The organism is Spongiactinospora gelatinilytica, from assembly GCF_003236385.1.
Classification (GTDB): domain Bacteria; phylum Actinomycetota; class Actinomycetes; order Streptosporangiales; family Streptosporangiaceae; genus Spongiactinospora; species Spongiactinospora gelatinilytica.
This window is the reverse complement of record NZ_POUA01000009.1, coordinates 26051-51330: the sequence shown is the minus strand read 5'-3', so window position 1 is coordinate 51330 and position 25280 is coordinate 26051. Positions and strand designations below refer to the sequence as shown.

Genomic DNA, 25280 nt, shown 5'->3' with positions numbered 1-25280 from the left:
GTATGGGGACCACCGCGCTACCGAAGAAGTCCCTCTCCGCCCGCTGAACTCCCACAGAGCGCGGTGGTCCCCATACCGGGACGCACGCCCTAAAGGGTGCGACGCTGAGTTGTGCGCCGCAAAGGCCGCTTGGCGCCCTGCGATCGGCCGCGCACTGGGACAGGCCCCTCAAAGGGGTACTGACGGTCACGATCAAGGGCATCACGGGGAGATGTGCCTAACATGACGCCGAGCGACGCCGCGATCGGGGCAGGCCCCTCAAATGGGCACTGACGGCCTGCTGCTGCCAAGGGCATCAGGGGACAGGTCGCCGAGCGGTCCTCTCTCGGCTGCGCACTCGGGACAGGTGCCATAACGGAGTACTGACGACTTGCTTCTAGGGCATCGCGGAGATGTGCGCCCGCCTGGCCGCCGAGCGGCACTGCTATCGGCTGCACGCTCGGGGCAGGCGCCTCGCAATGCGGGTGGCCCGTCGGCAACGGCCGGCGAGCTGACGCATGCGCCGCCAAGGCCGCATCGCGCTGCCGGGAAAGGAGCCTGCTCGCTCTGCGGGCCGGTGTCAGGGGAGGGCGCGGAGGAAGCGGGCGGCGACCGGGGCGGCGGCCTTGCCGCCTCCGCCGCCGCCCTCGACGACCACCGCCACGGCCACATCGCCGCGGAAGCCGATGAACCACGCGTTCGTGTCCGGTGCGTTGCCGACCTCGGCGGTGCCGGTCTTGCCGTACGTCCCCTCAGGCAGGCCCGCGTCCTTGGCCGTGCCCTTGGTGACCACCGCGCGCATCATCTGCCGCAGCGGCCCGGCGACCCCCTGGGGCAGTGGTCTCGGGGCGGTTTCGCGCTCCATGTCGGCGACCAGGGTGGGTGGGCGCCAGGTGCCGTCGGCCACGGCCGCGGCCACCGAGGCCATCACCAGCGGGCTGGCGATGATCTTGCCTTGGCCGAACGACTCCGCGGCCAGTTCGGCCTGGTCGCCCGGCTGCGGGATGTTCGCCCGCGATGCTGGGACCCCGATGTCCAGCGGCTGGTTGAACCCCACCGACGCGGCCACCTCCAGCAGCTTGCTCGCCCCCAGCCGCTCGACCGCGAGCGGCGCGAACGTCGTGTTGCAGGAGTAGGCGAAGGCGTCTGAGAAGGACAGCGCGCCGAAGTCGGCGTGCTCGGAGTTACGCCACTCCCGGCCCCCGATCGTCACGTTCTTGGGGCAGGTCACCTGTTCGGCCGGGGTGATCCCGGCCGCGAGCAGGCCGATCGCGGTGACCACCTTGAAGGTGGAACCGGGCGCGTAGGCACCGTCCAGCGCGCGGTTGAACGAGCCGTTGTTGACCACCGCGAGGATCTCGCCGGTCGTCGTGCGCACGGCCACGATCGCGGCGGGCTTTTCCACCTCCCGGATTGCGGTGACGGCCGCCCGCTGCACCTTCAGGTCCAGTGTGGTGCGCACCGACTCGCCGTCCTTACCGGGGAGGACGCCGAGCGTCTTGACCGCCTGGCCTCCGGCGTCCACCAGCGCGATCTCGGTGGCCGGTACCCCGGCCAGCCGCCGCTGGAACGTGGCCTGAAGGCCGCCCCTGCCGATCGGGTCACCGACCTTGTAGCTCTCGCCGAGCCCGGCCAGATCCTTGGCGCCCGCCGGAGCCAGTTCGCCGGTGAGCTGCCGGATGGACCCGCCGTCGTCGCCGTCGTCGATGCGCTCGCCGTCGGCGGCGGTCAGCGCGCCCCGGGTCGGCCAGCGTGCGCGCAGCGCCGGCCGCGTGGTGGGCGTGAGGTCGGGATGCACGGCCGCGTGCGTCCACTGGACCTTCCAGCGGCGGTCCTTGACCACCAGCCGCAGTGATCCGTCGTAGGCCCACCGCCCGCCCGCCTGGAGGGTGTGCGCGGCGGAGTACCTGGCCGTGGCCGCGTCCTCGCCCTCGCTCACCCCGGTCACCCGGACCGCGGTGGACCGGACGCCCAGCGACCTCTCCAGGTGGTCATAGGCCAGGCTGAACCCCGGCACCGGCGTGGCGAGTTCGGCGCGCATCGCGGTCAGGTCGCCGCGCTGCCACGCCTGGGCGAACCGCTGCGCGGTCTCGGCCGGTGTGCCCTGCGTACGCAGCAGGTAGTAGCCGCCACCGGCGACGGCGCCCGCGAGCAGCACGGCGGTAGCGGAGACGATCACGATCGTACGGCGACGCGGCACGGCGCACTCCCCAGGAGATCGGCGATCCCGGCGATCCGGGACGCGATGTCGAGAAGGCCCGGACGACCTGAACGCGTTGATCGTGACCAGAGGCCAGGCGGACGACCCGAGCCGGCCCCTGGCGCGGATGATCAAAGTGTAAACTCCGGCGCCCCGCGTGGCCCGCCGATTCCGCCGCTGAAGGTGTTAGAAAACTGCCGCATCCGCTCGCGGCTCGTCAGGTGATGGCCGCCAGCATGGTCCGCAGGATCCGGGTCAGGGTGGCGAAGTCCTCCGGGGAAAGGCCGCTGACCAGGCGCCGCAGCGCGGCGGCGTGCTCGGTGAGCACGGTGTCGATGCGGCCGAGGCCTGTCGGGGTCGGCGTCACGCGAAAGCTGCGCCGGTCGCCCGGGTCGAGGCTGCGTTCGACCAGTCCGGCGCGCTCCAGGCGGTCCAGCCGGCCGGTCATGCCCGCCCGTGACATCATCAGCGCCGCCGACAGCTCCGAGGGGATCAGCGCGTACGGCGGGCCGCTCCGCCGCAGCGTGGCGAGCACGTCGAAGTCGGCCTGCCCGAGACCGTGCCGGTCGAAGACCTCGTCCAGCTCGCGTTCCATCGCCCTGGTGAGTATCCGCAGGCGGCCGAGCAGTGCCATGGGCGAAAGGTCCAGGTCCGGGCGCTCCCGCGCCCATTGGTGGAGAATCAGGTCGATCGCGTCCGTAGGCCCGTCGGCCGCCTGTTCGCTCATGACGCCAATTCTAGTTCGTGAGGAGATAGTTAGCAGGCGTACTAACTGGTCTCCTCGCGAACAGAGCGGGCCATTCACCAGATGACGGGCAGTCGCGCGGGGCCGGCGTCGGTGGCGTTGCCGGCCCACTCGATCCGCTCCGGCGGTACGGCGAGCCGCAGTCCCGGCAGGCCCTCGGCCAGCGCGGTCAGGGCGGCGGCGATCTCCACGCGGGCCAGCGGCGCGCCCAGGCAGTAGTGCGGGCCGTGCCCGAACGCCAGCGACGACCTGCGGCCGGGCTCGAAGCGGTCGGGTGCGGCAAAGCGCGCCGGGTCGCGGTTGGCCGCCTCCAGCCGTATCAGGACGAGATCGCCCGCGCCGATCGTGACACCGGCCAGGTCCACGTCGGCGTGGGCGTACCGGGGGAAGGGCTCGCCGGTCCGCCCGGACTGCAGGCGCAGCAGTTCTTCGACCGTGTCGTCCACCCGCCCGGCGGCGGCCACGGCGGTGAGCGGCCGATCCCCGTCGCACAGCAGCCGCAGGACGCCCGTGGTTATGGCGTTGCGCGCCGACATGTACCCGGCCCCGACGAGAGTGGTGACCATGGCGATGAGCTCGCTGTCGGACAGGCGCCCGTCATCGCCGTCGCGTACCACGATCAAGGAGCTGAGCAGGTCATCGCCCGGCCGTTCGCGCTTGGCGGCGATCAGCTCGGCGGCGTACCCGCCGAGCGCCCCCCAGGCGCGGGCCGCGGCGGCCATCGCCTGCTGCGCGTCGTCGTCCTCGCCGGCGAACAGGAAGTCCACCGAGGCGGCGGCGTCGGCCAGCCTTTGGAAGCGGTCACGCTCGCCGATCGCGATCCCCAGCACCTCGCCGATCATGGTGATGGACAGTGGGGCGGCCAGGTCCGCGGCCAGGTCGGCGGGCGGCCCGGCCGCGGCCAGCGCCGCGACCCGCTCGGCGGCCACCTCCTCGGCCCGGGGCCGCAGCCCGGCCAGCGCGCGCGGGCTGAACGCCTTGGACACCAGGCGGCGCAGCCGCAGGTGCGCCGGGCCGTCCTGGAAGAGCGTGTCGCCGCCGGTATCGGGCACGCCGGGCGGCGCGAGCCCGAAACGGTCATCGGCCAGGACCGTCCCCACGGCGTCGTAGGAGGTGACCAGCCAGGCCGGGCGGCCGTCCGGGGCGAGCACACGGGTCACCGAGGCGTCCGCGCGCAGCCGCGCGTAGTCCGGCGGCGGCAGCAGCGGGTCCGGCCGCCCGAACGGCAGCACCGGGCAGCCCGCCGCCCCGGACCGCCCGGCGTCGCCCGCCGAACCGGGCCGTTCGGTGTCATCGGTCCGCCCGGGTTGCCCGGCCTCGTGCGCGTGCCCGGGTCGTCCGGTGTTGGTCCCTGGGTCGGGTCGTTCGGTGTCACCGGCCGGTCCGGTGGCGAGCAGCGCGACGGTGCGGCGCACGACCTCCGCCTGCGCGGGGGAGAGGTCGTCGAGAAACGGCTCGACCGCACCCGTGTCCCACTCGCCGGTCGCCCGCGCGTCCTCCAGCGGCATGTGCTCGCCGATGTACCGTGCCAGCGCACCCGCCAGCGGGGCGACCCTGGGGTCGTCCGGCCCGGCCTCGGCCAGCTCGTCCAGGCGCCGGTAGAACTCATGACCGTGCGCCCCCAGCCGCGGGTCGGCGGCCAGGGCGGTGAACATCGCGCCGACGCCCTCCTGGTCGCCCGGCTTGGCCATGGCGTCCACCAGTACCAGCAGGTCGCGGTCCCAGTCCGCCGACTTCGACGCCGGGGCCTTGATCTCGTGCAGCAGCGCGAGCAGTTCGGGGGAGGTGGTGCCGTCCGGCGCCAGCCCCTCCTCCGCCTGCCGCAGCAGTACGGCCAGCCGGGCGCGGCGCTCCCTGATGTCGCGCTCCTGCCCGGCCAGGTCGGCGTCGATCTCCCGCAGGATCTCCGGCAGGTCCCTGGCCTGGTCGTCGGCGATGACGTCACGCGCCTCGGGCAGGCTCAGGCCCAGCTCCACGAGGCGGCGGACGCGGGCCAGCGCGACCGCGTCGCGCAGGCCGTACTCCCGGTAGCCGTTGGCCCGGCGGGGTGGTTCTGGCAGGACGCCCTGATGGTGGTAATGGCGCACCGTCCGGGTGGACACCCCGAGCAGTGCGGCGAGTTCTCCGATCCGCATGCTGTCAGTTAAGACGTTGACGTCGCGTCAAGGTCAAGCCGAGGCCGGCGCGCCCGGCCGCTCAGGACACGTCCGACAGCCGGGTCTTGTGGCTGGTGGCGTAGGACGGCACGTACTCCTGTCCGGACAGCTTCTGGATGGCGGCCATCACCTCGTCGGTCACCTCGCGCCGGGTGCGGGCGTGCCGGTGGTCGCCGGTGAACGACATCGGCGGGCCGAGGCTGATACCGATCTTGCTGAGCTTGGGCACCGTCGTGCCGGGCGGCAGCACCTTCTCGGTGCCCGTCATCGCCACCGGAATGACCGGGATGCCGGTCTTGAGGGCGAGCCAGGCCACGCCGATCTTCCCGCGGTACAGCCGGCCGTCGGGGGAGCGGGTGCCCTCGGGGTAGATGCCGAACAGGTCGCCCGCCTCCAGCACCCGCACGGCCGCCTCCAGGACGCCCTGGGCGTCGGCCGCGCTCTCCCGGTCCACGCTGATCTGCCCGGTGGCCCGCATATAGGCGGCGGTGATCGGGTTGCCGGTGAAGTACTCGGACTTGGCGAGGAAGGTGACCTTCCGCGGCAGCATCAGCGGCAGGAACGTGGAGTCGAGCACGGACAGGTGGTTGGAGGCCAGGATCGCCGGCCCTCGAAGGGGGACGTGCGCCGCCCCGCTGACCTCGGGGCGCCAGAGCAGATGCAGGAAGGGAGCGCTAACGATCTTGGTCACCTGGTAGAGCACGTATTCTCCTCGTGCGGCGCGGCGGACGCCGTCAACCCTACGCGGACGGCGGACCACGCCGCCCGGCAGGCGGCTCATGTCCGCCACCACAGACCCGTCCCTGGACAGGCGAAGGGCCCCGCGAGCGGTGCTCGCGGGGCCCTTTCCGCCTAGAAGGCCGATGTGGCGGTCGCCTCCTCGGCGAGAGGCACAACACGGTTCCAGCCGAACGGTATTCCGTGAAGGCGGTAATTTGCGGCCCGGGGGACACAGACCACATCGGCCTTCTTGAGTTAACCACACGGTGGTGCCCCGGGGGTAACCGTGCTCCATGTGTCCCCGGTGGCGCCGCGCATCACTCCTGGTGGTGTCGTGATCGCCCAGGTGCGGCAGGATGCGATCCAGGACATGACCCGCCCCTCCGAGGAGCAGGAGACCGTATGACGACCGCATCTCCCGAGTCCGTGCGCCTGGCGGCCGAGGCCATTCTGGACGGCCTGTGCCTTCCGGCGCCGTGGAAGATCTTGGATATCGACTGGACACCGGGATCGCCCACACCCGTGAAGGTGACGGCGGGTCCGTACCCCCGCGAAGTGGTCAGCGCCTACTGCGATCCTGACCGGCCCTGGCCTGAGACGGTGGCCCGGCTCGCCTCGGACCTGCAAGACCACGCCTGCGAGGTCCATTGGGGACGGCCGTTCCCCCCATGCCCCGGGCACACCCATCCGCTCTCCACAGGAGTGGCCGACGGGGTGGCGGTCTGGGAATGCCCTGTCTCACCACGGCATCATCGGTCGCCGATCATCCAGGCCGGGACGCCCTGATCACGCGTCGGAAAAATCAGCTGAAAAATCTCCCGGGTCGATGTCGAGAACCCGGGGCCTGCTACGTCCCAGCAGCGAACACGGCCACAATGGGCCGTAACGCACTGAGGAGTACATGATGGCCAAGTACCTGCTGCTCAAGCACTACCGGGGCGCACCCGCGGCGGTCAACGACGTCCCCATGGAGCAGTGGACGCCGGAGGAGGTCGCCGCCCACATCCAGTTCATGCGGGACTTCGCCGACCGGCTGGAGCGCAGCGGCGAGTTCGTCGACGGTCAGGCGCTCTCCCCGGAGGGCACGTTCGTCCGCTACGACGGCGAAGGCCGGCCGCCGGTCACCGACGGCCCGTTCGCCGAGACCAAGGACCTGATCGCCGGCTGGATGGTGATCGACGTCGATGGCTACGAGCGGGCGCTGGAACTGGCCGGCGAGTTGTCCGCGGCCCCGGGAGCGGGCGGGAAGCCGATCCACGAGTGGCTGGAGCTGCGCCCGTTCCTGACCGAGCCCCCGACCATCACGGAGTGACGCACGTGGACGAGGCCCTGCTGAGGAGCCTTACCCCCACGGTGATCGGGATCCTCGTCCGCCGCGGAGCAGACTTCGCGGCGGCCGAGGACGCCGTCCAGGACGCCCTGGTCGAGGCGCTGCGCGTCTGGCCGGGCGACCCGCCGCGCGACCCCAAGGGCTGGCTGGTCACCGTCGCCTGGCGTAAGTTCCTCGACGCCACCCGCGGCGAGGTCTCCCGGCGGCGGCGCGAGGTGCTCGCCCGGGCCGAGCCCGCGCCCGGCCCGGGCGAGGCGTCGGACGACACGCTCCAGATGTACTTCCTGTGCGCGCACCCGTCCCTGACCCCGGCGTCGGCCGTGGCGCTCACGCTGCGGGCGGTCGGCGGCCTGACCACCCGCCAGATCGCGCGGGCCTACCTCGTGCCCGAGGCGACCATGGCCCAGCGGATCAGCCGGGCCAAGCGGACCGTCGAGGGCGTCCGGTTCGACCGGCCCGGTGACGTCGCCACGGTGTTGCGCGTGCTCTACCTGGTCTTCAACGAGGGCTACTCCGGCGATGTCGACCTCGCCGGCGAGGCGATCCGGCTCACCCGCCGGCTCGCGGCCGAGATCGATCACGAGGAGGTCGCGGGCCTGCTCGCGCTCATGCTGCTGCACCACGCACGACGCCCGGCGCGGACCGGTCCGGGCGGCCGGCTCGTGCCGCTCGCCGAGCAGGACCGCGGCCTGTGGGACACCCGCCTGATCGCCGAGGGCGTCGAGATACTCCAGGCCGCCCTGTCCCGGGACCGCCTGGGCGAGTACCAGGCCCAGGCCGCCATCGCCGCGCTGCACGCCGACGCCCGGACCGCCGAGGAGACCGACTGGGTGCAGATCGTCGAGTGGTACGACGAACTGGTACGCCTCACCGGCAGCCCGGTGGCCCGCCTCAACCGGGCCGTCGCGGTCGGCGAGGCCGACGGCCCCCGGGCCGGCCTCGCCGCCCTGGCCGGACTCGACCCCGCCCTGCCCCGTCACACCGCCGTCGCGGCCTACCTCCACGAGCGCGATGGTGACCTGGCGACCGCGGCACGGCTCTACGCCGAAGCCGCCCGCTCGGCGTCCAGTCTCCCCGAGCGCGACCACCTCACCCGTCAGGCCGCACGGCTCAACGCGCGAACGCGCGGCTAGAGAGGATCGCCGGCGTTCAGCCCGGACGGCCGCCCGCCGACCGGCGGGGGTCCGGCATGGTCGGCGGAAGCACTCCCGATCTCCATCACACTGGTCAAATACCCGCCTGCGTGGACGAGCCTGTGTAAGGGTCTCATCGATCGGCCGGGCGGTGAGAACGCCCGCATGTGCGGTTCCGGAATGGAAGAGGAAGATAATGGCACGCAAACCGCTGTCTCGGGACAACAGCGCGATCGTCCTGATCGACCACGCGATCGGCTTCTCCAACCTGATCCGGTCGCACACTCCCGAAGAGCACATCAACGGCACGGTCGCCTTAGCGAAGATCGCGAAGATCTTCGAGATGCCGCTGGTCGTCACGAACGGGTACTACGGCGCGCCGTCCGGCCCCTTGTATCCGGAGCTCGCCGTGATCCTGGGCGACCACCCCGTCATCTCCCGTTCCGAGGGGTACGACGCGTTCTACGACGACCACTTCAGCGCGGCGATCGAGGCCACCGGACGCCGGCGGCTGATCATGGCGGGCCTGCAGACCGACGTCTGCGTGGCACAGACCGCCCTGACCGCCCTCGACCGCGGTCACGAGGTGTACCTGGTGGTGGACGCCTCGGCCGCCACCAGCAGGGAAAGTCACGACACCGCCGTGCTGCGGCTGGTCCAGGCCGGGGTGATCCCGGTCGGGTGGCTGGCCATCGGGGCGGAGCTGCAGCGTTCCTGGACCGAGGAGGCGACCGCGCCGGGCTTCGACAAAATGATCTACGAGCATCTCGGCCCGTGGAGCCACCAGAACGGCCTGCTCGGCGACGCCCGCAAGTACGCGGCCAAGTAAGGCCGGCGCACCGCGGCAGGTGGCGGCCGGCGGTTCACCGGCCGCAGCGGCCATGAATCGCCCGGCCGGGCTAGAGTTGCAGAAATGCTGAGTGTCATTCGCAGTGCTCATCACGCTCGGATGCCCGCCTCCCCGGCCGACCCGGGAAAGCCGCTGCTGCCGCGACGTATGTACTTCATCGCCGCGGGCGCGGCCGGCCTGTTCTTCGGATGGATGTTCGCCTACGTAACCGAGGTGGGCGTTCCCGGATGGTGGATCGGCGCGTTGTACGCGGTGCCGGTCGCGGTGAGCTGGTACCGGCCGATGACCGCATGGTGGATTACACTGGCGCTGCTCGTCTTGATGACGATATTCGGCATCGATTACTGGCGGCCCTGGTTTTTGCCGGAACTGGTGGTGCAGTCGCTGGTGCTCTTCACCGTGGCGGTGACAACCGCGCGCCGGGTCACGGCGGCGGCGTTCCTGATCACGCTGGGGGCGGGGCTGCTGTCCGCACTCTGGACGGGGGCCGAGCAGCCGTACGCCGCGCAGGGGATGGCGAACTGGGCGCTGTCCCTGCTGGCGGCGACGTTGATCGGGTACGGGTTCCGGACGCGGCGACTGAGCACCCTGCGCATCGCCGAAGAGCACGGTAAGCGGCGAATTCTGGAGGAGCGCGCGCGAATCGCCCGCGAGCTGCACGATGTGGTGGCCCACCACATGTCCATCATCGCGGTGCAGGCGGCCACGTTTCCCAACCGGGTCAAGGAGGCGGCCCCGGCGGAGGTGCTACGGGAGTTTCGCGAGATCAACGCGGCCGCGAGCGCTTCGCTGGCCGAGCTGCGGCAACTCCTCGGCGTCCTGAGGGGTGACCGGGACGACCCCGCGGCCTCGCCGCGAGCGGGGCTGGGCGCGCTGGAGGAGCTGGTGGAGTCCGCACGCCGGGCCGGTACACCCGTCCGGCTGGAGCTGCCGGAGCGATCGGCGGAGCTGGGCGCCGCCCTGTCGCACACGGCCTACCGGATCGTTCAGGAGGCCCTCAGCAATGTGGTCAAGCACGCCGGCGGAGCGCCGACAGTGGTCACGGCCAGACTGGACGGAGGCGACCTCGTGCTCGAAGTGGTCAACGAGCCGGCCCCAGCCCCGGCGTCCGGGGCCGAACCCGGGTACGGGCTGGTGGGCATGCGCGAGCGGGTGGCCACGCTCTCCGGCGAACTGTTCGCCGGAGAGCTGTCCGACGGGCGCTACGCGGTGCGTGCGGTACTACCCCAGGGGGAGAGATGACCACCGTGCTGGTCGCCGACGATCAGGCGATGGTCCGGGCCGGATTCGCGGCCCTGCTGTCGGCGCAGCCCGATCTCGTGGTCGTGGGGGAGGCCGCCAACGGCATCGAGGCCGTGACCATCGCCGAACGGACGCGGCCCGACGTGGTCCTCATGGACGTCCGCATGCCGTACCTCGACGGGCTTGAGGCCACCCGCCGGGTGCTGGCCGGCGCCCCGGACACCAGCGTGGTGATCTTGACGACGTTCGACATCGACGACTACGTGTACACGGCCCTGCGCGCCGGGGCCAGCGGCTTCCTGCTGAAGGACTCACCACCGGCCGACCTGATCAACGCGGTGCGTGTCGTGGCCGCGGGCGAGGCACTGCTCGCCCCCTCCGTGACCCGGCGGCTGATCGAGACGTTCGCGAGCAGGCAGCCGATCGACGAACGCGAGGCGCTGCGGCTGAACGCGCTCACCCCACGCGAACTCGACGTACTCCGGCTGATCGCCGGTGGCCGCTCCAACGCCGACATCGCGCGCGACCTGACGATCGCCGAGGAGACCGTCAAGTCCCACGTGGGCCGGATCTTCGGCAAACTGCACCTGCGCGACCGTGCCCAGGCGGTGGTACTGGCCTACGAGAGCGGCCTGGTGGTGGCCGGACATCGCTCCACGGAGGCACGGCGAGGCAGGCGATCACGCTCCTGAGCGGGATTCGCGAGCACCCATCCCGTTCCTATCGTCCTCGGCATGCTCAGATTGTCGATGGCGGCAATGGTCGCCCACACCCTTTCCCGGGAATCGGAATTACGCGGGCTGGCGCAGTTGGTGAGGCCCGGTGACATATGCCTGGACATCGGCGCCGCCTACGGTATGTACACCTTTTCGCTGGCCCGTCTCGTGGGGCCCACTGGTCAGGTGCACAGCTTCGAGCCGCTGCGTTTCCCGTACCAGATTCTTGAATCCGCGCGGCGGGTCGCCGCGGCCGGTCATGTGATCACCACCAATGCCGCCCTCGGCCCTTCCAACGGGCGGCAGCGGCTCTGCCTGCCGTACCGGTTCGGGCTGCCCAACCATGGCTGGGCCCACCTGGAAACGGGACTGAAGAATCCCGGCGATGGCAAAATCCTGGAAGTTCCCGTTTACAGCATCGATCACATCTGCGAGACCCGCAGGCTGCCATTCGTGACTTTCATGAAGGTGGATGTGGAAGGGTTCGAGTCCGCCGTTCTGACGGGCGGGATTCGCACGATCGAGCGCCATCGGCCCGGCCTCCTGCTGGAGATCGAAGAGCGTCATCTGGCCAAGTACGGGATGACCGCGGCCGATGTGGCCGAGCCGCTCCTGGGGATGGGCTACCGGATGTACATCCGGTGGCGCGGGCGCTGGCAGAAGACGAACGAGGTCACCGGACACAGGCGCAACTACTTGTTCAGCGACCGCCTTTCCTGACGCCCCTCGCCGCGGCCCTGGTCCAGCGGGGGTAAAAGGCGCGCTTTCGTGGTCCATGTGGGGGCATAACGAAGACCGACCATGGCCACGGTTCAGTGTGAGCGACCTTCGGGGGATGTGATGCCGGAACGTGCCGGGCCCGCGATGGGCGACCTGCTCACCGCGAGCCATCTGGCGACGCTGGAGGACCTGCCGCGGCTCCTCGCCGTGTACGGCGCGACCGCGGCGCTGTTCGATCCGGTGATCTACGTCGCCGACCTCCAGCAGCAGTACCTCGTGCCGATCCCCGGGCAGGTCGACTCACGGGACATGGACCTGGTGCCGATCCGCATCGACATCACCCCGCCGGGGCGCGCCTTCCGGGACGCGGACATCGTCGAGGTGGACCCGTCGCGCGGGCTGCCCGAAGGCATGGCGGGCGGGCGGCGGCTGTGGGTGCCCATGCTCAACGGCACCGAGCGCGTCGGCGTGGTCGGCCTCACCGTGCCCGTCGCCGACGAGGCCAACCTGCGGCGGGCCTTCTGGGTCGCCTCGCTGGTCGCCATCCTGGTCGTGAGCAAGCGGGACACCAGCGACACCTACGCCGAGCTGGTGCGGATGCGGCCGATGGGCCTGTCGGCCGAGGTGCTGTGGAACCTGCTGCCCGCTGGCACGTTCGCCAACGAGCAGGTGGTCGTGGCCGCCGCCCTGGAGCCGGCGTACGAGGTGGGCGGCGACGTTTACGACTACGGGATATCCGGCGACCGGCTGCATCTGTCGATCTTCGACTCGATGGGGCACGACATCTCCGCCGGGCTGACCGCGACCATCGCGATGGGCGCGTGCCGCAACGCGCGCCGGCAGGGGGCGGCCCTGCCCGCCATCAGCGAGACGATCGATGAGGCGATCAACTATCACTTCTCCGACGTCCGGTTCGCCACCGGGCTGCTGGCCGACCTGGACACCCGTACCGGCGCCCTGACCTGGGTGAACCGCGGTCATCCCCCGCCGCTGGTGCTGCGTGACGGACGGCACGTGGCCACCTTGGAGGTCATGCCGGCCGAGCCGCCGATGGGCCTGCGGCTGGGCATGGCCGGCGGGGTGAACGGCTACCAGCTCCAGCCCGGCGACCGGCTGCTGCTTTACACCGACGGCGTGATCGAGGCACAGAGCCCGGCGGGGGAGCAGTTCGGCATCGACCGGTTCATGGACTACATCATCCGGCACGAGGCCGCGGGGCTGTCGGCGCCGGAGACCCTGCGCCGCCTGATCCAGACCATCCTGAACTACCAGGAGGGGCACCTCCAGGACGACGCCACCGTGCTGCTGGTCGAGTGGCGCACCGAGCGGCACGGCCAGTTGGTGCCACGGGCTTCGCACTGAGAGTCCCCGCTTCGCGGAACGTCAACAGACGTGCAGAGACAGACATGGAGGACGGCGGGGCGGGCCGGTACGTTGGGGCCGCCGCGCCGGTGGTCATGCCGGGCGGCGTCCAGCCAGCCTGATCGGAGTGACACCGTGAAGAACACCGATATCGTCGCCGGCCACTACGCCGCCTCCGCGCGAGGCGATCTCGACGGCATGCTCGCCCCGTTCGCGAGCGACATCCGCTGGACCGAAGCGGAGGGTTCGCTCTACGCGGGCACCTATGTTGGACCTGATGCGATCGTGGCCGGCGTCTTCGCGCCGATCGGTGCGCAGTTCGACGGTTTCACCGTGGAGATCGAGAGCCTGTTCGACGCAGGGGGCCAGGTGATCGCGCTGGGCCACTACTCGGGAAGACACCGTGGCACCGGCCGTGCCTTCCGGACCCGGATGGTGCATCTCTGGTGGCTGGAGGACGGCAAGGTGGTGCGGTTCGAGCAGGTCGTGGACAACGCGCCGTTCAACGCCGCCGTGGCGGACTGACCGCCACCGGCGCTTCAGGCTGCGCGGCGCTGCCGGTAGGCGCTCGGCGAGAAGCCGAAGGCCGCCTTGAAGATGCGGCTGAAGTGCGCCGCGTCCAGGAAACCCCAGCGGGCCGCCAGCGCCGCGACCGACTGGTGACCGTGCAGCGGATCGAGAAGGTCGCGGCGGCAGCGTTCCAGCCGCCGCGACCGGATCCAGGTGGCGACCGTCGTCCTTTCGGCCCGGAACAGGTTGTGCAGGTGCCGGGTCGAGATGAAGTGGGCCGCCGCCACCTTGGCCGGGCAGAGGTCCGGGTCGCCGAGGTTGGCGTCGATGTAGTCGCGGATCCGGTCGACGAGCGTGTGGTTCGGGTTGGTGGTGCCGAGTTCGTCGGCGAACATCGTCGTCACCAGGTCCAGCGCGTTGTGCGCCAGGCGCAGCCCGCTCGCGCCGGAGAGCTGGTCGAGGTTCTGGGCCAGGTGGACCAGGAACGGGCTGATCACCCGGCCGAGGCCGGTGTCGCCCGGCATCCGGACGGCGGTCAGCCGCCCCACGGCATCGACCGGCAGATCGACCAGCGTGCGCGGGAACATCACGATGAGCGAGCGGAAGTCGTCGTCGTGGGTGAGGGTGTACGGCCGGCTCGTGTCGTAGATCGCGAAGTCACCGGGGGAGAGCACCGCCTCCCGGCCGTCCTGGATCAGCAGTCCCGTGCCGGACAGTTGCAGGCTCAGCTTGAAGAACGCGGCGGTGTCCCGGCCGATCATGGTCGAGGTACGCCGGACGGTGTGGCTCGACGCGGCGATCTCGCACAGGGACACGTCGGTGAGCACCCGGCGGCGCATGCCGCCACGGAATCGCCGCGAACCGTCTCTGGTCACCCCGAGGGAGACGAACGATCGGGAGACGAGGTCCTGCCACTCCTCGAAGGACGACGCGACGGAGACAGCGAGGTCGTCGGCGGTTGAGGTCACCCTGCTCCTCCTTGCCAGAAGGTTCCACAGCGCTGTAAGGGCAGGCCACGAAGCCAGGTCGTGTCACCATATACGATCGCGTCCGAAAAAGGGACCCATCGGCGGCGTCCGAGAACGGCGAGGTATGGCCGGTCACCTGCCGTGGAATCGGTCGGCCCGCCTGCGGCGGAACGCCGGACCGTATCCCGGCCCCGGGTGTTGATGCCGGGACGATCGACGGCGGCGGGGAGCGCGGATGCGCTGAACGCCGTCCCCGCGGGGAGTTCCCGCCGGTCGCCGCATCCTCGCTCGCGGCGGCGCGGCAGCTTTTCGCGCGTGGTCAACCACCTTACGCGCATAGTCAAGGTGACCACGGTCGCCAGCCCTCATGCTGGCGGAAGCTCCCGCCGACGCGGGAGGGCCGAGAGAGCGCACTCAAGTAGGAAGAGGCGGCAGTGGCGACCAACGTCTACATCGACGGGACATGGGTGCCGGCATCGGGCGGCGTCATCCCGACCTATGACCCCGCGACAGAGGAATTGCTGGAGGAGGTCGGGTTCGCCGACGCTTCCGATGTCGATGCCGCCGTCGCCGCCGCGCGGCGGGCCTTCGAGGATCGGCAGTGGCGGTCGATGCCCCCGGCCGGGCGCGCCCGCCTGCTGTTCGACCTCGCCGGCCTCATCGAGGCGCACGCCGAGGAACTGGCCGTCCTGGAGACCCGGGACCAGGGCCAGCCGGTCGGCGTCTCCCGCGCCGTGAGCGTGGCCGGCGCCGCCGAGCACTTCCGGTACTACGCCGGCTGGGTAACCAAGATCGAGGGCGCCACCGCGCCGGTCTCCTATCCGGACACGCTGCACTACACCCGCCGCGAGCCGGTCGGAGTCTGCGCGCTGATCACGCCATGGAACTTCCCGCTCATGATCCTTGCCTGGAAGCTCGCCCCCGCGCTCGCCACGGGCAACACCGTGGTCATCAAGCCGGCCGAGCAGACCCCGCTCACCACGATCCGGCTGGTCGAGCTCACCGAACGGGCCGGATTCCCGCCCGGGGTGATCAACCTGGTCACCGGCGACGGCTCCACCGGGGCGGCGCTCGCCGAGCACCCGGGGGTGGACAAGGTGTCGTTCACCGGCTCCACCGAGACCGGCCGCTCGATCGTGCGAGCCAGCGCCGGCAACCTCAAGCGGGTCACCCTCGAACTCGGTGGCAAGGCCCCCTCGATCATCGCCGCCGACGCCGACATCGACGCCGCGGTCGCCGGGAACATCGCCGGCAGCATCCTCAACAGCGGCCAGGTCTGCGCCGCGTACACCCGTTTCTACGTCGATCGCAAACGTACCGACGAGTTCGTCGGCAAGCTCGCCGACGGGGTGAGCGGGATGCGCATCGGCCCCGGCCTGGACGAGTCCACCCAGCTCGGCCCGCTGGTCTCCGCCGAGCACCTGCGCTCGGTGGAGCGGCTGGTGGCCACCGGGCCGGCCGAGGGCGCCGAACTCGTCACCGGCGGGCAGCGCGCGGCCGACCGGGGATGGTACTTCCAGCCGACGGTCTTCACCGGCGTGCAGGACGGCATGACGATCGCCACCAAGGAGATCTTCGGCCCGGTGCTTTCGATCCTTTCGTACGACGACGAGGACGAACTGGCCGCGGTGATCGCCCGGGCCAACCAGACCGAGTACGGCCTCGCCGCGACGGTCTGGACCAGGGACCTCACAGTGGCCCACCGGGTGGCCGAGGGCATCCGCGCGGGCGCGATCTTCATCAACATGCCGTCGATCCCGGACATGGCCGCCCCCTGGGGAGGGTTCAAGGCCAGCGGCTGGGGCCGGGAGATGGGGCCGTACGCGATCGACGCCTACACCGAGGTCAAGGGCGTCTGGTGCCACTACGGACGCTGAGCCGCGAAAAGCCCCACTTCTGGCGCAATGAGTCCATCGAATGTGAACAGTTCGTTTCCTAGCGTTTTCCTAGGCCACCTGATCGAAGGAGATCGACATGTCAAGTCCCTATGAGCGGTTCTTCGTCCGCAAGATGCCCAACTGCGCCGACGACCTCGTGAACGAGGGCGCGGGCTCGGGCACCCCCGAACCGGACAACGTGGGCGAAGCGCTCGCCTTGATCCGCTCCCAGGACGTGCCGGAGAGCAAGATCCACATGACCTACACGTGGATCAAGGAGTGCAGCGAGCCCGTCCGCTGGGTGAACGAGCACGTGCACGACTACGACGAACTGCTGGTCTGGACGGGCAACGACCCGGAGAACCCGCACGACCTGGGCGCCGAGATCTACTTCGACATCGAGGGCGTGCGCCACATCGTCACGCAGAGCGGTTCGGTCTACCTTCCGGCCGGCACCCGCCACTGCCCGCTGGGGTTCAACCGGGTGGACCGGCCCTTCCGCTTCAGCGCCCTGTCTCTGGCCCCCAGCTACGCCAACCGTGACTACGTCCCCTACAAGGCCGAATAGGTAACCCGCACCCATCACGGCGGGCGGGCGCGGGCGACGCGCCCGCCCGCCGTTCGCGTCACCCGAAATGGCCCTGCCCCCGGCCGGGTGGCCGGGGGCAGGGCCGATCGTCAACGGCGGGTCCGGTCACCCGACCGAGACGCCGCCGTAGCGGAAGGCCGAACGGCCGAACAGGTCGGGCTGCAGACCGCGCACGTTGGCGGTGTGAATGGTCAGATCTTGCGAGGTGACCGCGATGAGGTTGCCGCCGCGCTCCCACTGGATCTTCTGCAACTTCTGGATGTCGCCGCACTGCCGGCCCACGTCACCGCTCGCGAACAGGTCGCCGGCGATCTTCTTGAACTCCGGGTCGTCGAAGTGCGCCGCGTTGTTCCCGCCGTTGGGCAGCAGGTGGTCGGTGATCGCGTTGATCATCGGCGAACTGGTGATGTTGATGATGAACGGCCACTCCAGCCACTTGTTCAGCAGCGTCGCGACGTCCATCTTGCGTACCGTGACGGTGACCCCGGCCTCGCCGGCCTGCTGCGCGAACAACTGGGCCAGCTCCATCATCCCCGGGAACGCCCCGTCGGTCACCAGCTCGACCTTCAGGTCGCTCTTCCCCGCCTCGGCCAGCAGCGCCTTGGCCCGGGCGAGGTCCTGGGCGCGCTGGGGCACATCCGGAGCGGGACAGGAGGCGCTCGCGCCGTTGTAGTCGTTGGCCGGCTTGGCGAAACCGCCGAACGCGTTGCTGGCGATCTGCTCCCGGTCGGCGATCAGCTTCATCGCCTCGCGGACCCGGTTGTCGTTGAACGGCGGAATGTCGGTGCGCATGTCCAGCGACAGCACGTTCATGCTGTCGCTCTTCAGCACCTTGACCCCGGCGGACTCCAGGGCCTTGGCGTCGGAGAAGGGGACGGACGGCGCGACGTTGATCTGCCCGCCGCGCAGCGCGTTGGTGATCGCCGTCTGGTCCTGGAAGAAGTGCACGTTGAGCGTGCTGAAGCCGGGCTTGGTACCCCAGTAGGCGTCGAACCGTTCCAACACGGCCTGGGCCCCCGGCGAGAAGCTCTTCACGGTGAACGGCCCGGTGCCGTCCACCTTGTCCTTGGTGGAACCCGCGCCGATCATCTTGAAGGCGCTGTAGGCCCACGCCGCGGCGAACGGGCCGAACGGGCGCTTCAGATGGAACTCGACGGTCAGGTCGTCGATCTTCTTCTGCCCGTCCGGCTTGACGAAGTCGAGGTTCGAGGCGAAGGGGTAGCCCTCCTCCGTCAGCAGCGACTTGACGCTGAAGATGACGTCGTCGGCGCCGAAGGTCTTACCGCTGTGCAGCTTCACTCCGGGCCGCAGCTTGACGGTCCACACATCAAGCGACTTGTTCGGCGTCATCGACTCGGCCAGGGCGTACGTGATCGAGCCGTCCGGGGCGTACGCGGTCAACTGGTCCAGGGTGTTCTGCCAGAGCGCGTCCTCGGAGATCGTCTGCTGCGGCGCGTAGGGGTAGAGCATGTCCTTCGTGCTGCCGACCACCCCGAGGGTGAGGGTGCCGGAGCCACCGCCGGGCGTACTCGCCGTGGGCTCGGCCGGCGGCGAGCAGGAGACCGTTGCGGCTGTGACGAGCATCAGGGCAAGACCTGGCACACCCACCTTCCACCGCCGGCTTCGACGTTGCCACATTGACAAGCGCATGTAGGTCTTCCCTCCGGAGGGTTGGTGTCTGGCCGAATCGCCACGACGTCGGTTTCCGGTTGCACGGAGTCAACCGCTAGACACAGGAGGCCGTCTTGCGTGCCAGCGCACGAAACCTTGTCGTCGGGAGCACTCTGCGCCCCGGACAGGCCGGACGGCCACAAGGCGCCAGCGAGCGTGCGTTGGGCAACAACCGCACTGCACGCAGGTGCAAGACGCCGTCTCGCCGATCTGCTGGGATCGACATCGCCTTCGGGCACAGGCGAGAACGACGCGAAGGAACGGGAATGGTCGCGGAACTAACCGGTGCAACCCGGTCGGCGGGCCCCCGCCGCAGTCTCACCCGACGCCGGTCTGCGACCGTGCCCGGCCGGATCGGGTGGATCGTCGCCCAGGCCATCGCGATGCTCTTCGTGGTGACGACCCTGGTCTTCTTCGCCACCCAGGCCATGCCGGGCGATGTCGCCAAGGTCATGCTCGGCATGTCCGCGACGCCGGAGCGGGTGGAGGCCCTCCGGCACCAGCTCGGTTTGGACCGTTCGCTTCTCAGCCAGTACTGGCACTGGCTGAGCGGCGTGCTCAGCGGAGACCTCGGCACCTCGCTGGCCAGCGGCCGGCCGGTGTCCCAGTTGCTCGGTGAGCGGCTGGTGAACTCCGCCACGCTGAGCCTGTTCGCGGTCGTGCTGATCCTGCCCCTGTCACTGCTGATCGGCATCCTCGCCGCGCAGTTCAAGGACAGCCTCTTCGACCGCACGTTCCTGTGGTCGTCGATGGTGGCCAACGCCCTGGCCGACTTCGTCGTCGGGACCCTGCTGGTCGCGCTGTTCGGCACCACCGTGTTCCACTGGTTCCCGCCGGTGTCGCTGATCCCGGCGGAGCACATGCCCTGGTGGCACCCGCAGGCTCTGGTACTGCCGGTCGCCACCTTGGTGATCGGCGGGGTGATGTACCTGTCCAGGCTGATCCGCGTCTCCTTCATCGACGTGCTCAACAGCGAGTACGTGGAGATGGCCCGGCTCAAGGGACTCGGCTCGGCCCGCATCCTGCTCACCCACGCGTTGCCGAACGCGCTGGCCCCGGCCGTGCCCGCGGCGAGCCTCGTGGCGGCCTTCACCGTCGGCGGCGTGGTGGTGGTCGAGTACCTGTTCGGCTATCCGGGGATCGGGGGGTTGCTGATCGACTCGATCAGCAACCGGGACCTCCCGGTCATCCAGGCCGTCGTGCTGGTGATCGCCGCCGTGTACTACTTCTTCAACCTACTGGCCGACCTGCTGCACACCGGCAAGAGCGGAGAGCGGAGGTGAGTACCGTGTCGAAGGTCGTCGATGCGGTCGACCTGAGTGCGAGCGGCCCGGATGGCCCCGCCGCGCCACAGCGGAACCGGCCCGGCGCGCTGCGGCTCCTGCGCTCCGGACAGGTGCGGCTGGGCTGCGCGCTGGTCCTGCTGACCATGGCCTTCGCCCTGGCCGGGCCGCTGCTGGCGCCGCACGACCCGGCCAAGAGCATCGCGCTGCCCTACGCGACGCCGGGCGACGGGCTGCCCCTTGGAGCGGACCAACTGGGCCGCGACGTGCTGTCCCGCGTGCTGGCCGGTGGCTTCCACCTGGCGTGGATGGCTCCGGTGGCGGCCATCGCGGCGGTCGCGCTGGGCGCGCTGGTGGGCATCGCGGCCGCCTTCTACGGCGGCATCACCGACACCGTCCTGATGCGGGTCATGGACGTGCTGCTCGCCTTCCCGGCCCTGCTGTTCACGCTGCTGTTCGTGTCCGTGATCGGCCCCAAGCCGTGGCTGCTGGTGGTGCTGACCGCGATCGGCATGACACCCGGCGTCGCGCGGGTCATCCGCGGCGCGGCGCGACCGCTCAACGATCGGGAGTACGTCATGTGGTCTCGCACGGTCGGGATTCCCGCCCGCACCATCCTGGCGCGCTGCTTCCTGCCCAATGTGTCCTCGCCCCTGCTGGTCGAGCTGGGGATGCGGCTGATGTGGTCGATCGGCATCCTCGCCGCGATCAGCTTCCTCGGGTACGGCATCCAGCCGCCGGCCGCGGACTGGGGCCTGATGATCAGCGAGAACCGCACCGGGCTGCAGAACATGCCATGGGCCGTACTGGCCCCGGTCGCCTGCATCGTGCTGTTCACCATCGGCGGCAACCTGATCGCCGAGGGCTCCGCCCGAGTGATCGCCCGTACCGAGGGGCGTGGCTGAATGAGCGCGATCGAGGTCCGCGGCCTGACCATCGCACTGCGCGACGGAAGCCCCATCGTCAAGGACGCCACGTTCGACCTGGAACCGGGTCAGGTCCTCGGCGTCGTCGGGGAGTCGGGCTCGGGCAAGAGCACCATGTCACTGGCCATGCTGGGCTACGCCCGGCACGGGGCGCGGATCACCGCCGGTCAGGTGCTGATCGACGGCACCGACGTGCTCGCGCTCGGGCCGCGCGCGTTGCGCCGGCACCGCGGCAACGTGGTGGCCTACGTACCGCAGGACCCGGCGACGGCGCTGAACCCGGCACTGCGGATCGGCGTCCAGTTGGCGGAGGTCCTGGAAGGGGACGCCAAGGAGGTCGACGCGCGCATCCGCGAGGTGCTCGGCGCGGTCGGGCTGCCGTCCGACGACGCCTTCCTGCACCGCCGTCCGCGCGAGCTGTCCGGGGGCCAGCAGCAGCGGGTGGCCCTGGCCATGGCCGTCGCGCCGAGGCCACGGCTGACCGTGCTGGACGAGCCGACGACCGGCCTGGACGTCACCACTCAGGCGCGGGTGCTCGCCCTGGTGGCCCGGCTCTGTGCGGACAACCAGATGGCGGCCATCTACGTCTCACACGACCTCGCCGTGATCGGCGAGGTCGCCGACCGGGTCGCCGTGATGTACGGCGGCATGATCGTGGAAGCGGGCCCCACCAAGCAGGTCGTGGCCCGGCCGGCGCACCCGTACACCCGTGCGCTGCTCGCCGCCGTGCCCTCGGCCCGGGAGCGGATGCGGCTCACGTCGATCCCCGGCCGCGCCCCGGGCGTGCAGGACACCCACCCCGGCTGCGTCTTCGCCCCGCGCTGCGCCTTCGCGACCGACGAATGCACCACCGGTGCGCCGTCATTGATCGAGCTGGTGCCGGGCCACTCGGCGCGCTGCCTCCGAGCCGAGGAACTGCCCGAGCGGCCGCGCCAGAGCGCGACCGCCCCCGCCTCCGCCGTGCAGGAGGCCGCGCCGGGCGACACCCCGCTGCTGCGCGTTCGCGACCTGGCCGCCGGCTACCGCGACCGCCAGGTCCTCTTCGACGTCTCCTTCGACGTGGTCGAAGGGGAGTGCCTGGCGGTCGTCGGCGAGTCCGGCAGCGGCAAGACGACCATGTCGCGCAGCCTGATCGGGTTGCAGGAGCGCTGGGGCGGCACCGTCGAACTGGGCGGAACGCCCCTCGCCCCGGCCGCCGCCAGGCGGGACCCGGACCAGCGCCGGTCCATGCAGTACATCTTCCAAAACCCCTACGGCTCGCTCAATCCGCGGGCCACGGTCGGTGACTGCGTGGCCGAGCCGCTACGGCACTTCTTCGCGCTGGGCGCCAAGGCGGCCCGGGCGCGGGTCGCGGAACTGCTGGAACGGGTCGAGCTTCCCGGCCACCTGGCCTCCCGCTACCCCGCGGAGCTGTCCGGCGGGCAACGCCAGCGGGTCGCCATCGCCCGGGCGCTCGGCTGCGCGCCGACCGTGCTGATCTGCGACGAGGTCACCTCGGCGCTGGACGTGTCGGTCCAGGCGGCCATCGTCGAACTGCTGCGCGGCCTGCTCAACGACGGGCTCGGCATGGTGTTCGTCACCCACAACCTCGCCGTGGTCCGCAGCCTGGCCGACAGCGTGATCGTACTGAGCGAGGGGCACGTCGTGGAGCACGGCGGCACCGACACGGTGCTCACCGAACCACGGCACGCCTACACCAAGGCCCTGCTCGCCGACACCTTGGAGGTGTCCGCCGCCGGTTGACGACGCGTGGGAGACCGCGGCCCCCGGCCGTGCGTCTCCCACGCCCGGACGAAGGAACGAGGACCATGACAAAAGCCTCGCGCTCAACGTTTCCCGTCCATGTGATCGAGGGAGGACGGGGCCGGGACGCGCCGCAGTTCGAGATCGGGCCGGTGCTCAGCCATGGACCCCGGGAGGCCGCGGCGATCCCGCACCGGCACGAGTTCCTGGAGATCCTTTACGTCCGCGAAGGACGCGGAACGCACATCATCGACGGCACGGCGTACCCGATCGAGGCGGGCCGGCTGTACCTGGTCCGCCGGGGGCAGGTACACGCCTGGGTGACCCCCGAACCCCTGGACGGGATCGTGGTGCTCTTCGACGAGCCCTTCCTCGCGGGGCCGGGAGCGCCCGATCCGGTGAACCTCGGCCATTACCCGAACATGCTCTGCCCCGACGCGGGCCGGCTCCCAAGGGTCGAAGGGCTGCTCGCGGCCATGGCCGCCGAGTACGCCGAAGGCGATGACCAGGCGGACCCCATCGTGCGGCACCTGCTTTCCGCGCTGCTTTTGCTGTGCCGCCGGTTCGACGGTTTCAACGCACCCGAAGGGCCGCGCACCGGGCTTTCGGCGGAACTGAGCGTGGAATTCAGCAAACTCGTCGCGGAAAAGGCGTCCGCCACCCTCACGGTGCGGTCGGCCGCCGTGCGCCTCGGGGTCACGTCGGGATATCTGCGTGAGGTGGTCGTCACGCAGACCGGGCGGACTCCTGGACAGATCATCCGCTCGGCGGTGCTGACCGAGGCGCAGCGACTCCTCGCGAACACGGGCATGACCTGCGCACAGGTGGCGGACCGGCTCGGCTTCGAAGACGCCTCGTACTTCTCCCGCTTCTTCCGGCGCGAGGCCGGGGCGCCGCCGTCGGCGTACCGCAGACAGGCCCGTGAAAAGTACCAGGCTTGCCTCGGCGCATGAATGGGATCGGCGATACGGCCATTCATACGATTGGCCTGTCCCGTTAAGGGGGCGGCTGTTTCAGAAAGGGTCAGAAAATGAGCGGTAAGTACGGCAACCTGTTCGTCACCCACTTCCAGGAGTGCGGCGACGACATGGTCTACGAAGGCGAGCCCGCCGGGCAGAGGCTGCCGCCGAACCTGGACGAGCCGCTGGCCGCCATGCGCTCGGCCGACGTGGCCCAGGCGACCACCTACATCACGACCAGCTGGGTGAAGGAGATCGACCACGAGGTCGAGTGGGTGCGCGAGCACGAGCACGTCTACGACGAAATCCTGATGTTCGTGGGAAACGACCCGAACAACCCGGATGACCTCGGCGGCGAGGTGTACATGACGATCGAGGGAGAAAGGCACGTGCTCACCACGACCAGTTCGGTCTTCATCCCCGCCGGCACCAAGCACTGCCCGCTCGGGTTCTACAAGGTCGAGCGCCCGTTCCGGTTCTTCGCGGTCGCGCTCAGCGGCACCGGGCGCTACATGCCCTGACATGCCGGGGAGCCACGCCGTCGCGCTCACCCTTCGATCTGACCGCCCGCGTCGGTGAACACGCCGCGGGCGACCAGCTCGGTGGTCACCAGCGTGGCCACCACCTCGGCGGCCAGCAAGGACACCAGCACCACGAGTTGTACCACGCCCGCCTCGATCGGCCCGGCCCCGCCGAGCAGCATCCCCACGAAGGCGCCGGGAAGGGTGACCAGCCCGACCGTTCTGGTCTGGTCCAGCGCGGGCAGCAGGGCCTGGCTCGCCGCGGGCCGGCAGATCTCCAGCGCGGCTTCGCGGGGGAGAAGACCCAGCGCCAGCGCCGCCTCCACCTCGCCGCGGCGCACGCGGAGTTCGTCCAGCGCGCGGCGCCCGGCCAGGGCGGTGGCGGTCATGCAGCCGCCCAGCACGATCCCGGTGACGGGGATCAGCACGATCCCGTTGACGGCGACCACCCCGCCGGCCACGAGGATGATCAGTACCGGCAGCAGGCCCGCCGCGACCGGCACGGCCGCCCACCACGCGCGCGGCCCCCGGGTGATGCGCCGGCCGGCGGTGAAGGCGGCCACCGCGTACATGAGCAGGATGAACCCCGCCACCGCGCCCGCGTGGTTCACCGCCCAGGTGATCAGCGCGGAGACCGCGCCGAGCTGGAGGGCCGCGCGCAGGCAGGCGGTGAGGACGGCCTTGGCGTGGCCGAGCCTGCCCAGCCAGGCCACGGCGACGCCCAGCGTGATGAGCAGCAGCAGCACCGCCGGCAGCAGCGCGGTGACGGTGATCAGCGATGATGAGCCCACAACAGGCATTGTGCTGTTCACCTCCGGCGCCGTCGCCGAGTGGTGGCCCCGCGCGCGGTACGCGTCGGCCCGATCCAGCGGGTGCGCGCCCCCTCGCGCAGCGCGAGGAGGACCGTCCCGGCCAGGTCACCCGCGTTGATCGTGGCCGGGTCCTGGCCGCTCAAGATCGAGAAGAGATCGGTCCGATCAGGAGGGCCACCGCCTGATCGGGGGAGATCGCGGCGTTCTCGGCGGACAGGACCGCGTCCAGGACGGCGGCGGCGCTCGCTCCCAGCACATTCGTTGATGC

The 25280-nt window shown here is 70.5% G+C and carries 24 protein-coding genes; 16 read left to right on the top strand and 8 right to left on the bottom strand.

Annotation, left to right across the window (positions count from 1 at the left end):
• Positions 1-559: 559 nt before the first annotated feature.
• From C1I98_RS02360 to C1I98_RS02345, 4 genes are all read right to left on the bottom strand, one after another.
• Positions 560-2179: a penicillin-binding transpeptidase domain-containing protein gene (locus C1I98_RS02360; protein WP_111165384.1), complete on the bottom strand. Its 1620-nt coding sequence runs from the start codon at positions 2177-2179 to the stop codon at positions 560-562.
• Between the two features lie 217 nt (positions 2180-2396).
• Positions 2397-2906, bottom strand: coding sequence for a MarR family winged helix-turn-helix transcriptional regulator (locus tag C1I98_RS02355; RefSeq protein WP_111165383.1), 510 nt, complete (start codon positions 2904-2906; stop codon positions 2397-2399).
• A 74-nt stretch (positions 2907-2980) separates the two neighbouring features.
• The gene (locus C1I98_RS02350) at positions 2981-5059 is read right to left on the bottom strand and encodes a cytochrome P450 (RefSeq protein ID WP_111165382.1); all 2079 of its coding nucleotides are present in this window, start codon (positions 5057-5059) and stop codon (positions 2981-2983) included.
• Positions 5060-5120: 61 nt separating this feature from the next.
• Positions 5121-5861: a lysophospholipid acyltransferase family protein gene (locus C1I98_RS02345; protein ID WP_199536670.1), complete on the bottom strand. Its 741-nt coding sequence runs from the start codon at positions 5859-5861 to the stop codon at positions 5121-5123.
• A 341-nt stretch (positions 5862-6202) separates the two neighbouring features.
• Here C1I98_RS02345 and C1I98_RS40290 point away from each other — a divergent pair, with 341 nt between their 5' ends.
• From C1I98_RS40290 to C1I98_RS02305, 9 genes are all read left to right on the top strand, one after another.
• Positions 6203-6586 carry a hypothetical protein gene (locus C1I98_RS40290; RefSeq protein WP_146607253.1) on the top strand — a complete coding sequence of 128 codons (384 nt, stop codon included), beginning with the start codon at positions 6203-6205 and terminating at the stop codon, positions 6584-6586.
• 118 nt (positions 6587-6704) lie between these two features.
• Complete coding sequence (locus tag C1I98_RS02340; RefSeq protein ID WP_111165390.1) at positions 6705-7112, top strand: YciI family protein; 408 nt, start codon at positions 6705-6707, stop codon at positions 7110-7112.
• A 5-nt stretch (positions 7113-7117) separates the two neighbouring features.
• Positions 7118-8263 carry an RNA polymerase sigma factor gene (locus C1I98_RS02335; protein WP_111165389.1) on the top strand — a complete coding sequence of 382 codons (1146 nt, stop codon included), beginning with the start codon at positions 7118-7120 and terminating at the stop codon, positions 8261-8263.
• 196 nt (positions 8264-8459) lie between these two features.
• Positions 8460-9092 carry an isochorismatase family protein gene (locus C1I98_RS02330; RefSeq protein WP_111165380.1) on the top strand — a complete coding sequence of 211 codons (633 nt, stop codon included), beginning with the start codon at positions 8460-8462 and terminating at the stop codon, positions 9090-9092.
• 120 nt (positions 9093-9212) lie between these two features.
• Complete coding sequence (locus C1I98_RS02325) at positions 9213-10355, top strand: sensor histidine kinase (RefSeq protein WP_158557881.1); 1143 nt, start codon at positions 9213-9215, stop codon at positions 10353-10355.
• On the top strand, positions 10352-11047 hold the full coding sequence (locus tag C1I98_RS02320; protein WP_111165378.1) for a response regulator: 696 nt from the start codon (positions 10352-10354) through the stop codon (positions 11045-11047). The genes C1I98_RS02325 and C1I98_RS02320 overlap by 4 nt, the downstream gene beginning before the upstream one ends.
• 42 nt (positions 11048-11089) lie before the next feature.
• Complete coding sequence (locus C1I98_RS02315) at positions 11090-11791, top strand: FkbM family methyltransferase (protein WP_111165377.1); 702 nt, start codon at positions 11090-11092, stop codon at positions 11789-11791.
• A gap of 120 nt (positions 11792-11911) precedes the next feature.
• Entirely contained in the window at positions 11912-13153 is a 1242-nt protein-coding gene (locus tag C1I98_RS02310; RefSeq protein ID WP_111165376.1) for a PP2C family protein-serine/threonine phosphatase, read from the top strand.
• Between the two features lie 135 nt (positions 13154-13288).
• The gene (locus C1I98_RS02305) at positions 13289-13678 is read left to right on the top strand and encodes a nuclear transport factor 2 family protein (RefSeq protein WP_111165375.1); all 390 of its coding nucleotides are present in this window, start codon (positions 13289-13291) and stop codon (positions 13676-13678) included.
• A gap of 14 nt (positions 13679-13692) precedes the next feature.
• Here the strand turns inward: C1I98_RS02305 and C1I98_RS02300 are convergent, their stop codons facing one another.
• A complete protein-coding gene (locus C1I98_RS02300; RefSeq protein ID WP_111165374.1) occupies positions 13693-14631 on the bottom strand; it encodes an AraC-like ligand-binding domain-containing protein in 939 nt (312 codons plus the stop codon).
• A gap of 434 nt (positions 14632-15065) precedes the next feature.
• Between C1I98_RS02300 and C1I98_RS02295 the strand changes: the two genes are divergently transcribed.
• Together C1I98_RS02295 and C1I98_RS02290 are read left to right on the top strand one after the other, a co-directional pair.
• The gene (locus tag C1I98_RS02295) at positions 15066-16508 is read left to right on the top strand and encodes an aldehyde dehydrogenase family protein (RefSeq protein ID WP_111165373.1); all 1443 of its coding nucleotides are present in this window, start codon (positions 15066-15068) and stop codon (positions 16506-16508) included.
• A 97-nt stretch (positions 16509-16605) separates the two neighbouring features.
• The gene (locus tag C1I98_RS02290) at positions 16606-17076 is read left to right on the top strand and encodes a cupin domain-containing protein (protein WP_111165372.1); all 471 of its coding nucleotides are present in this window, start codon (positions 16606-16608) and stop codon (positions 17074-17076) included.
• A 126-nt stretch (positions 17077-17202) separates the two neighbouring features.
• Here the strand turns inward: C1I98_RS02290 and C1I98_RS02285 are convergent, their stop codons facing one another.
• Entirely contained in the window at positions 17203-18699 is a 1497-nt protein-coding gene (locus C1I98_RS02285) for an ABC transporter substrate-binding protein (RefSeq protein WP_158557879.1), read from the bottom strand.
• 410 nt (positions 18700-19109) lie between these two features.
• On the opposite strand from C1I98_RS02285, the gene C1I98_RS02280 reads away from it, so the two are divergent.
• The 5 genes from C1I98_RS02280 (at position 19110) to C1I98_RS02260 (ending at position 24200) form a co-directional block, all read left to right on the top strand.
• Entirely contained in the window at positions 19110-20051 is a 942-nt protein-coding gene (locus tag C1I98_RS02280) for an ABC transporter permease (RefSeq protein ID WP_233507051.1), read from the top strand.
• Positions 20048-20956, top strand: coding sequence for an ABC transporter permease (locus tag C1I98_RS02275; RefSeq protein WP_233507049.1), 909 nt, complete (start codon positions 20048-20050; stop codon positions 20954-20956). Before C1I98_RS02280 ends, C1I98_RS02275 begins: the two co-directional genes overlap by 4 nt.
• Complete coding sequence (locus tag C1I98_RS02270; protein ID WP_111165369.1) at positions 20957-22720, top strand: dipeptide ABC transporter ATP-binding protein; 1764 nt, start codon at positions 20957-20959, stop codon at positions 22718-22720.
• 65 nt (positions 22721-22785) lie between these two features.
• Positions 22786-23673, top strand: coding sequence for a helix-turn-helix domain-containing protein (locus C1I98_RS02265; protein ID WP_111165368.1), 888 nt, complete (start codon positions 22786-22788; stop codon positions 23671-23673).
• Positions 23674-23750: 77 nt separating this feature from the next.
• Entirely contained in the window at positions 23751-24200 is a 450-nt protein-coding gene (locus C1I98_RS02260) for a cupin domain-containing protein (RefSeq protein WP_111165367.1), read from the top strand.
• A gap of 26 nt (positions 24201-24226) precedes the next feature.
• Here the strand turns inward: C1I98_RS02260 and C1I98_RS02255 are convergent, their stop codons facing one another.
• A complete protein-coding gene (locus tag C1I98_RS02255) occupies positions 24227-24991 on the bottom strand; it encodes an ABC transporter permease (protein ID WP_233507047.1) in 765 nt (254 codons plus the stop codon).
• A gap of 17 nt (positions 24992-25008) precedes the next feature.
• The gene (locus C1I98_RS41105; RefSeq protein ID WP_158557877.1) at positions 25009-25155 is read right to left on the bottom strand and encodes a hypothetical protein; all 147 of its coding nucleotides are present in this window, start codon (positions 25153-25155) and stop codon (positions 25009-25011) included.
• Positions 25156-25280: the final 125 nt, after the last annotated feature.

Bases quoted from the DNA above. Each gene is read 5' to 3' on its own strand.
- C1I98_RS02270 (WP_111165369.1), top strand. From the start codon at position 20,957: ATGAGCGCGATCGAGGTCCGCGGCCTGACCATCGCACTGCGCGACGGA.
- C1I98_RS02315 (WP_111165377.1), top strand. From the start codon at position 11,090: ATGCTCAGATTGTCGATGGCGGCAATGGTCGCCCACACCCTTTCCCGG.
- C1I98_RS02260 (WP_111165367.1), top strand. From the start codon at position 23,751: ATGAGCGGTAAGTACGGCAACCTGTTCGTCACCCACTTCCAGGAGTGC.
- C1I98_RS02265 (WP_111165368.1), top strand. From the start codon at position 22,786: ATGACAAAAGCCTCGCGCTCAACGTTTCCCGTCCATGTGATCGAGGGA.
- C1I98_RS02320 (WP_111165378.1), top strand. From the start codon at position 10,352: ATGACCACCGTGCTGGTCGCCGACGATCAGGCGATGGTCCGGGCCGGA.
- C1I98_RS40290 (WP_146607253.1), top strand. From the start codon at position 6,203: ATGACGACCGCATCTCCCGAGTCCGTGCGCCTGGCGGCCGAGGCCATT.
- C1I98_RS02310 (WP_111165376.1), top strand. From the start codon at position 11,912: ATGCCGGAACGTGCCGGGCCCGCGATGGGCGACCTGCTCACCGCGAGC.
- C1I98_RS02290 (WP_111165372.1), top strand. From the start codon at position 16,606: ATGTCAAGTCCCTATGAGCGGTTCTTCGTCCGCAAGATGCCCAACTGC.
- C1I98_RS02325 (WP_158557881.1), top strand. From the start codon at position 9,213: ATGCCCGCCTCCCCGGCCGACCCGGGAAAGCCGCTGCTGCCGCGACGT.
- C1I98_RS02345 (WP_199536670.1), bottom strand. From the start codon at position 5,861: ATGAGCCGCCTGCCGGGCGGCGTGGTCCGCCGTCCGCGTAGGGTTGAC.
- C1I98_RS02330 (WP_111165380.1), top strand. From the start codon at position 8,460: ATGGCACGCAAACCGCTGTCTCGGGACAACAGCGCGATCGTCCTGATC.
- C1I98_RS02340 (WP_111165390.1), top strand. From the start codon at position 6,705: ATGGCCAAGTACCTGCTGCTCAAGCACTACCGGGGCGCACCCGCGGCG.
- C1I98_RS02350 (WP_111165382.1), bottom strand. From the start codon at position 5,059: ATGCGGATCGGAGAACTCGCCGCACTGCTCGGGGTGTCCACCCGGACG.
- C1I98_RS02355 (WP_111165383.1), bottom strand. From the start codon at position 2,906: ATGAGCGAACAGGCGGCCGACGGGCCTACGGACGCGATCGACCTGATT.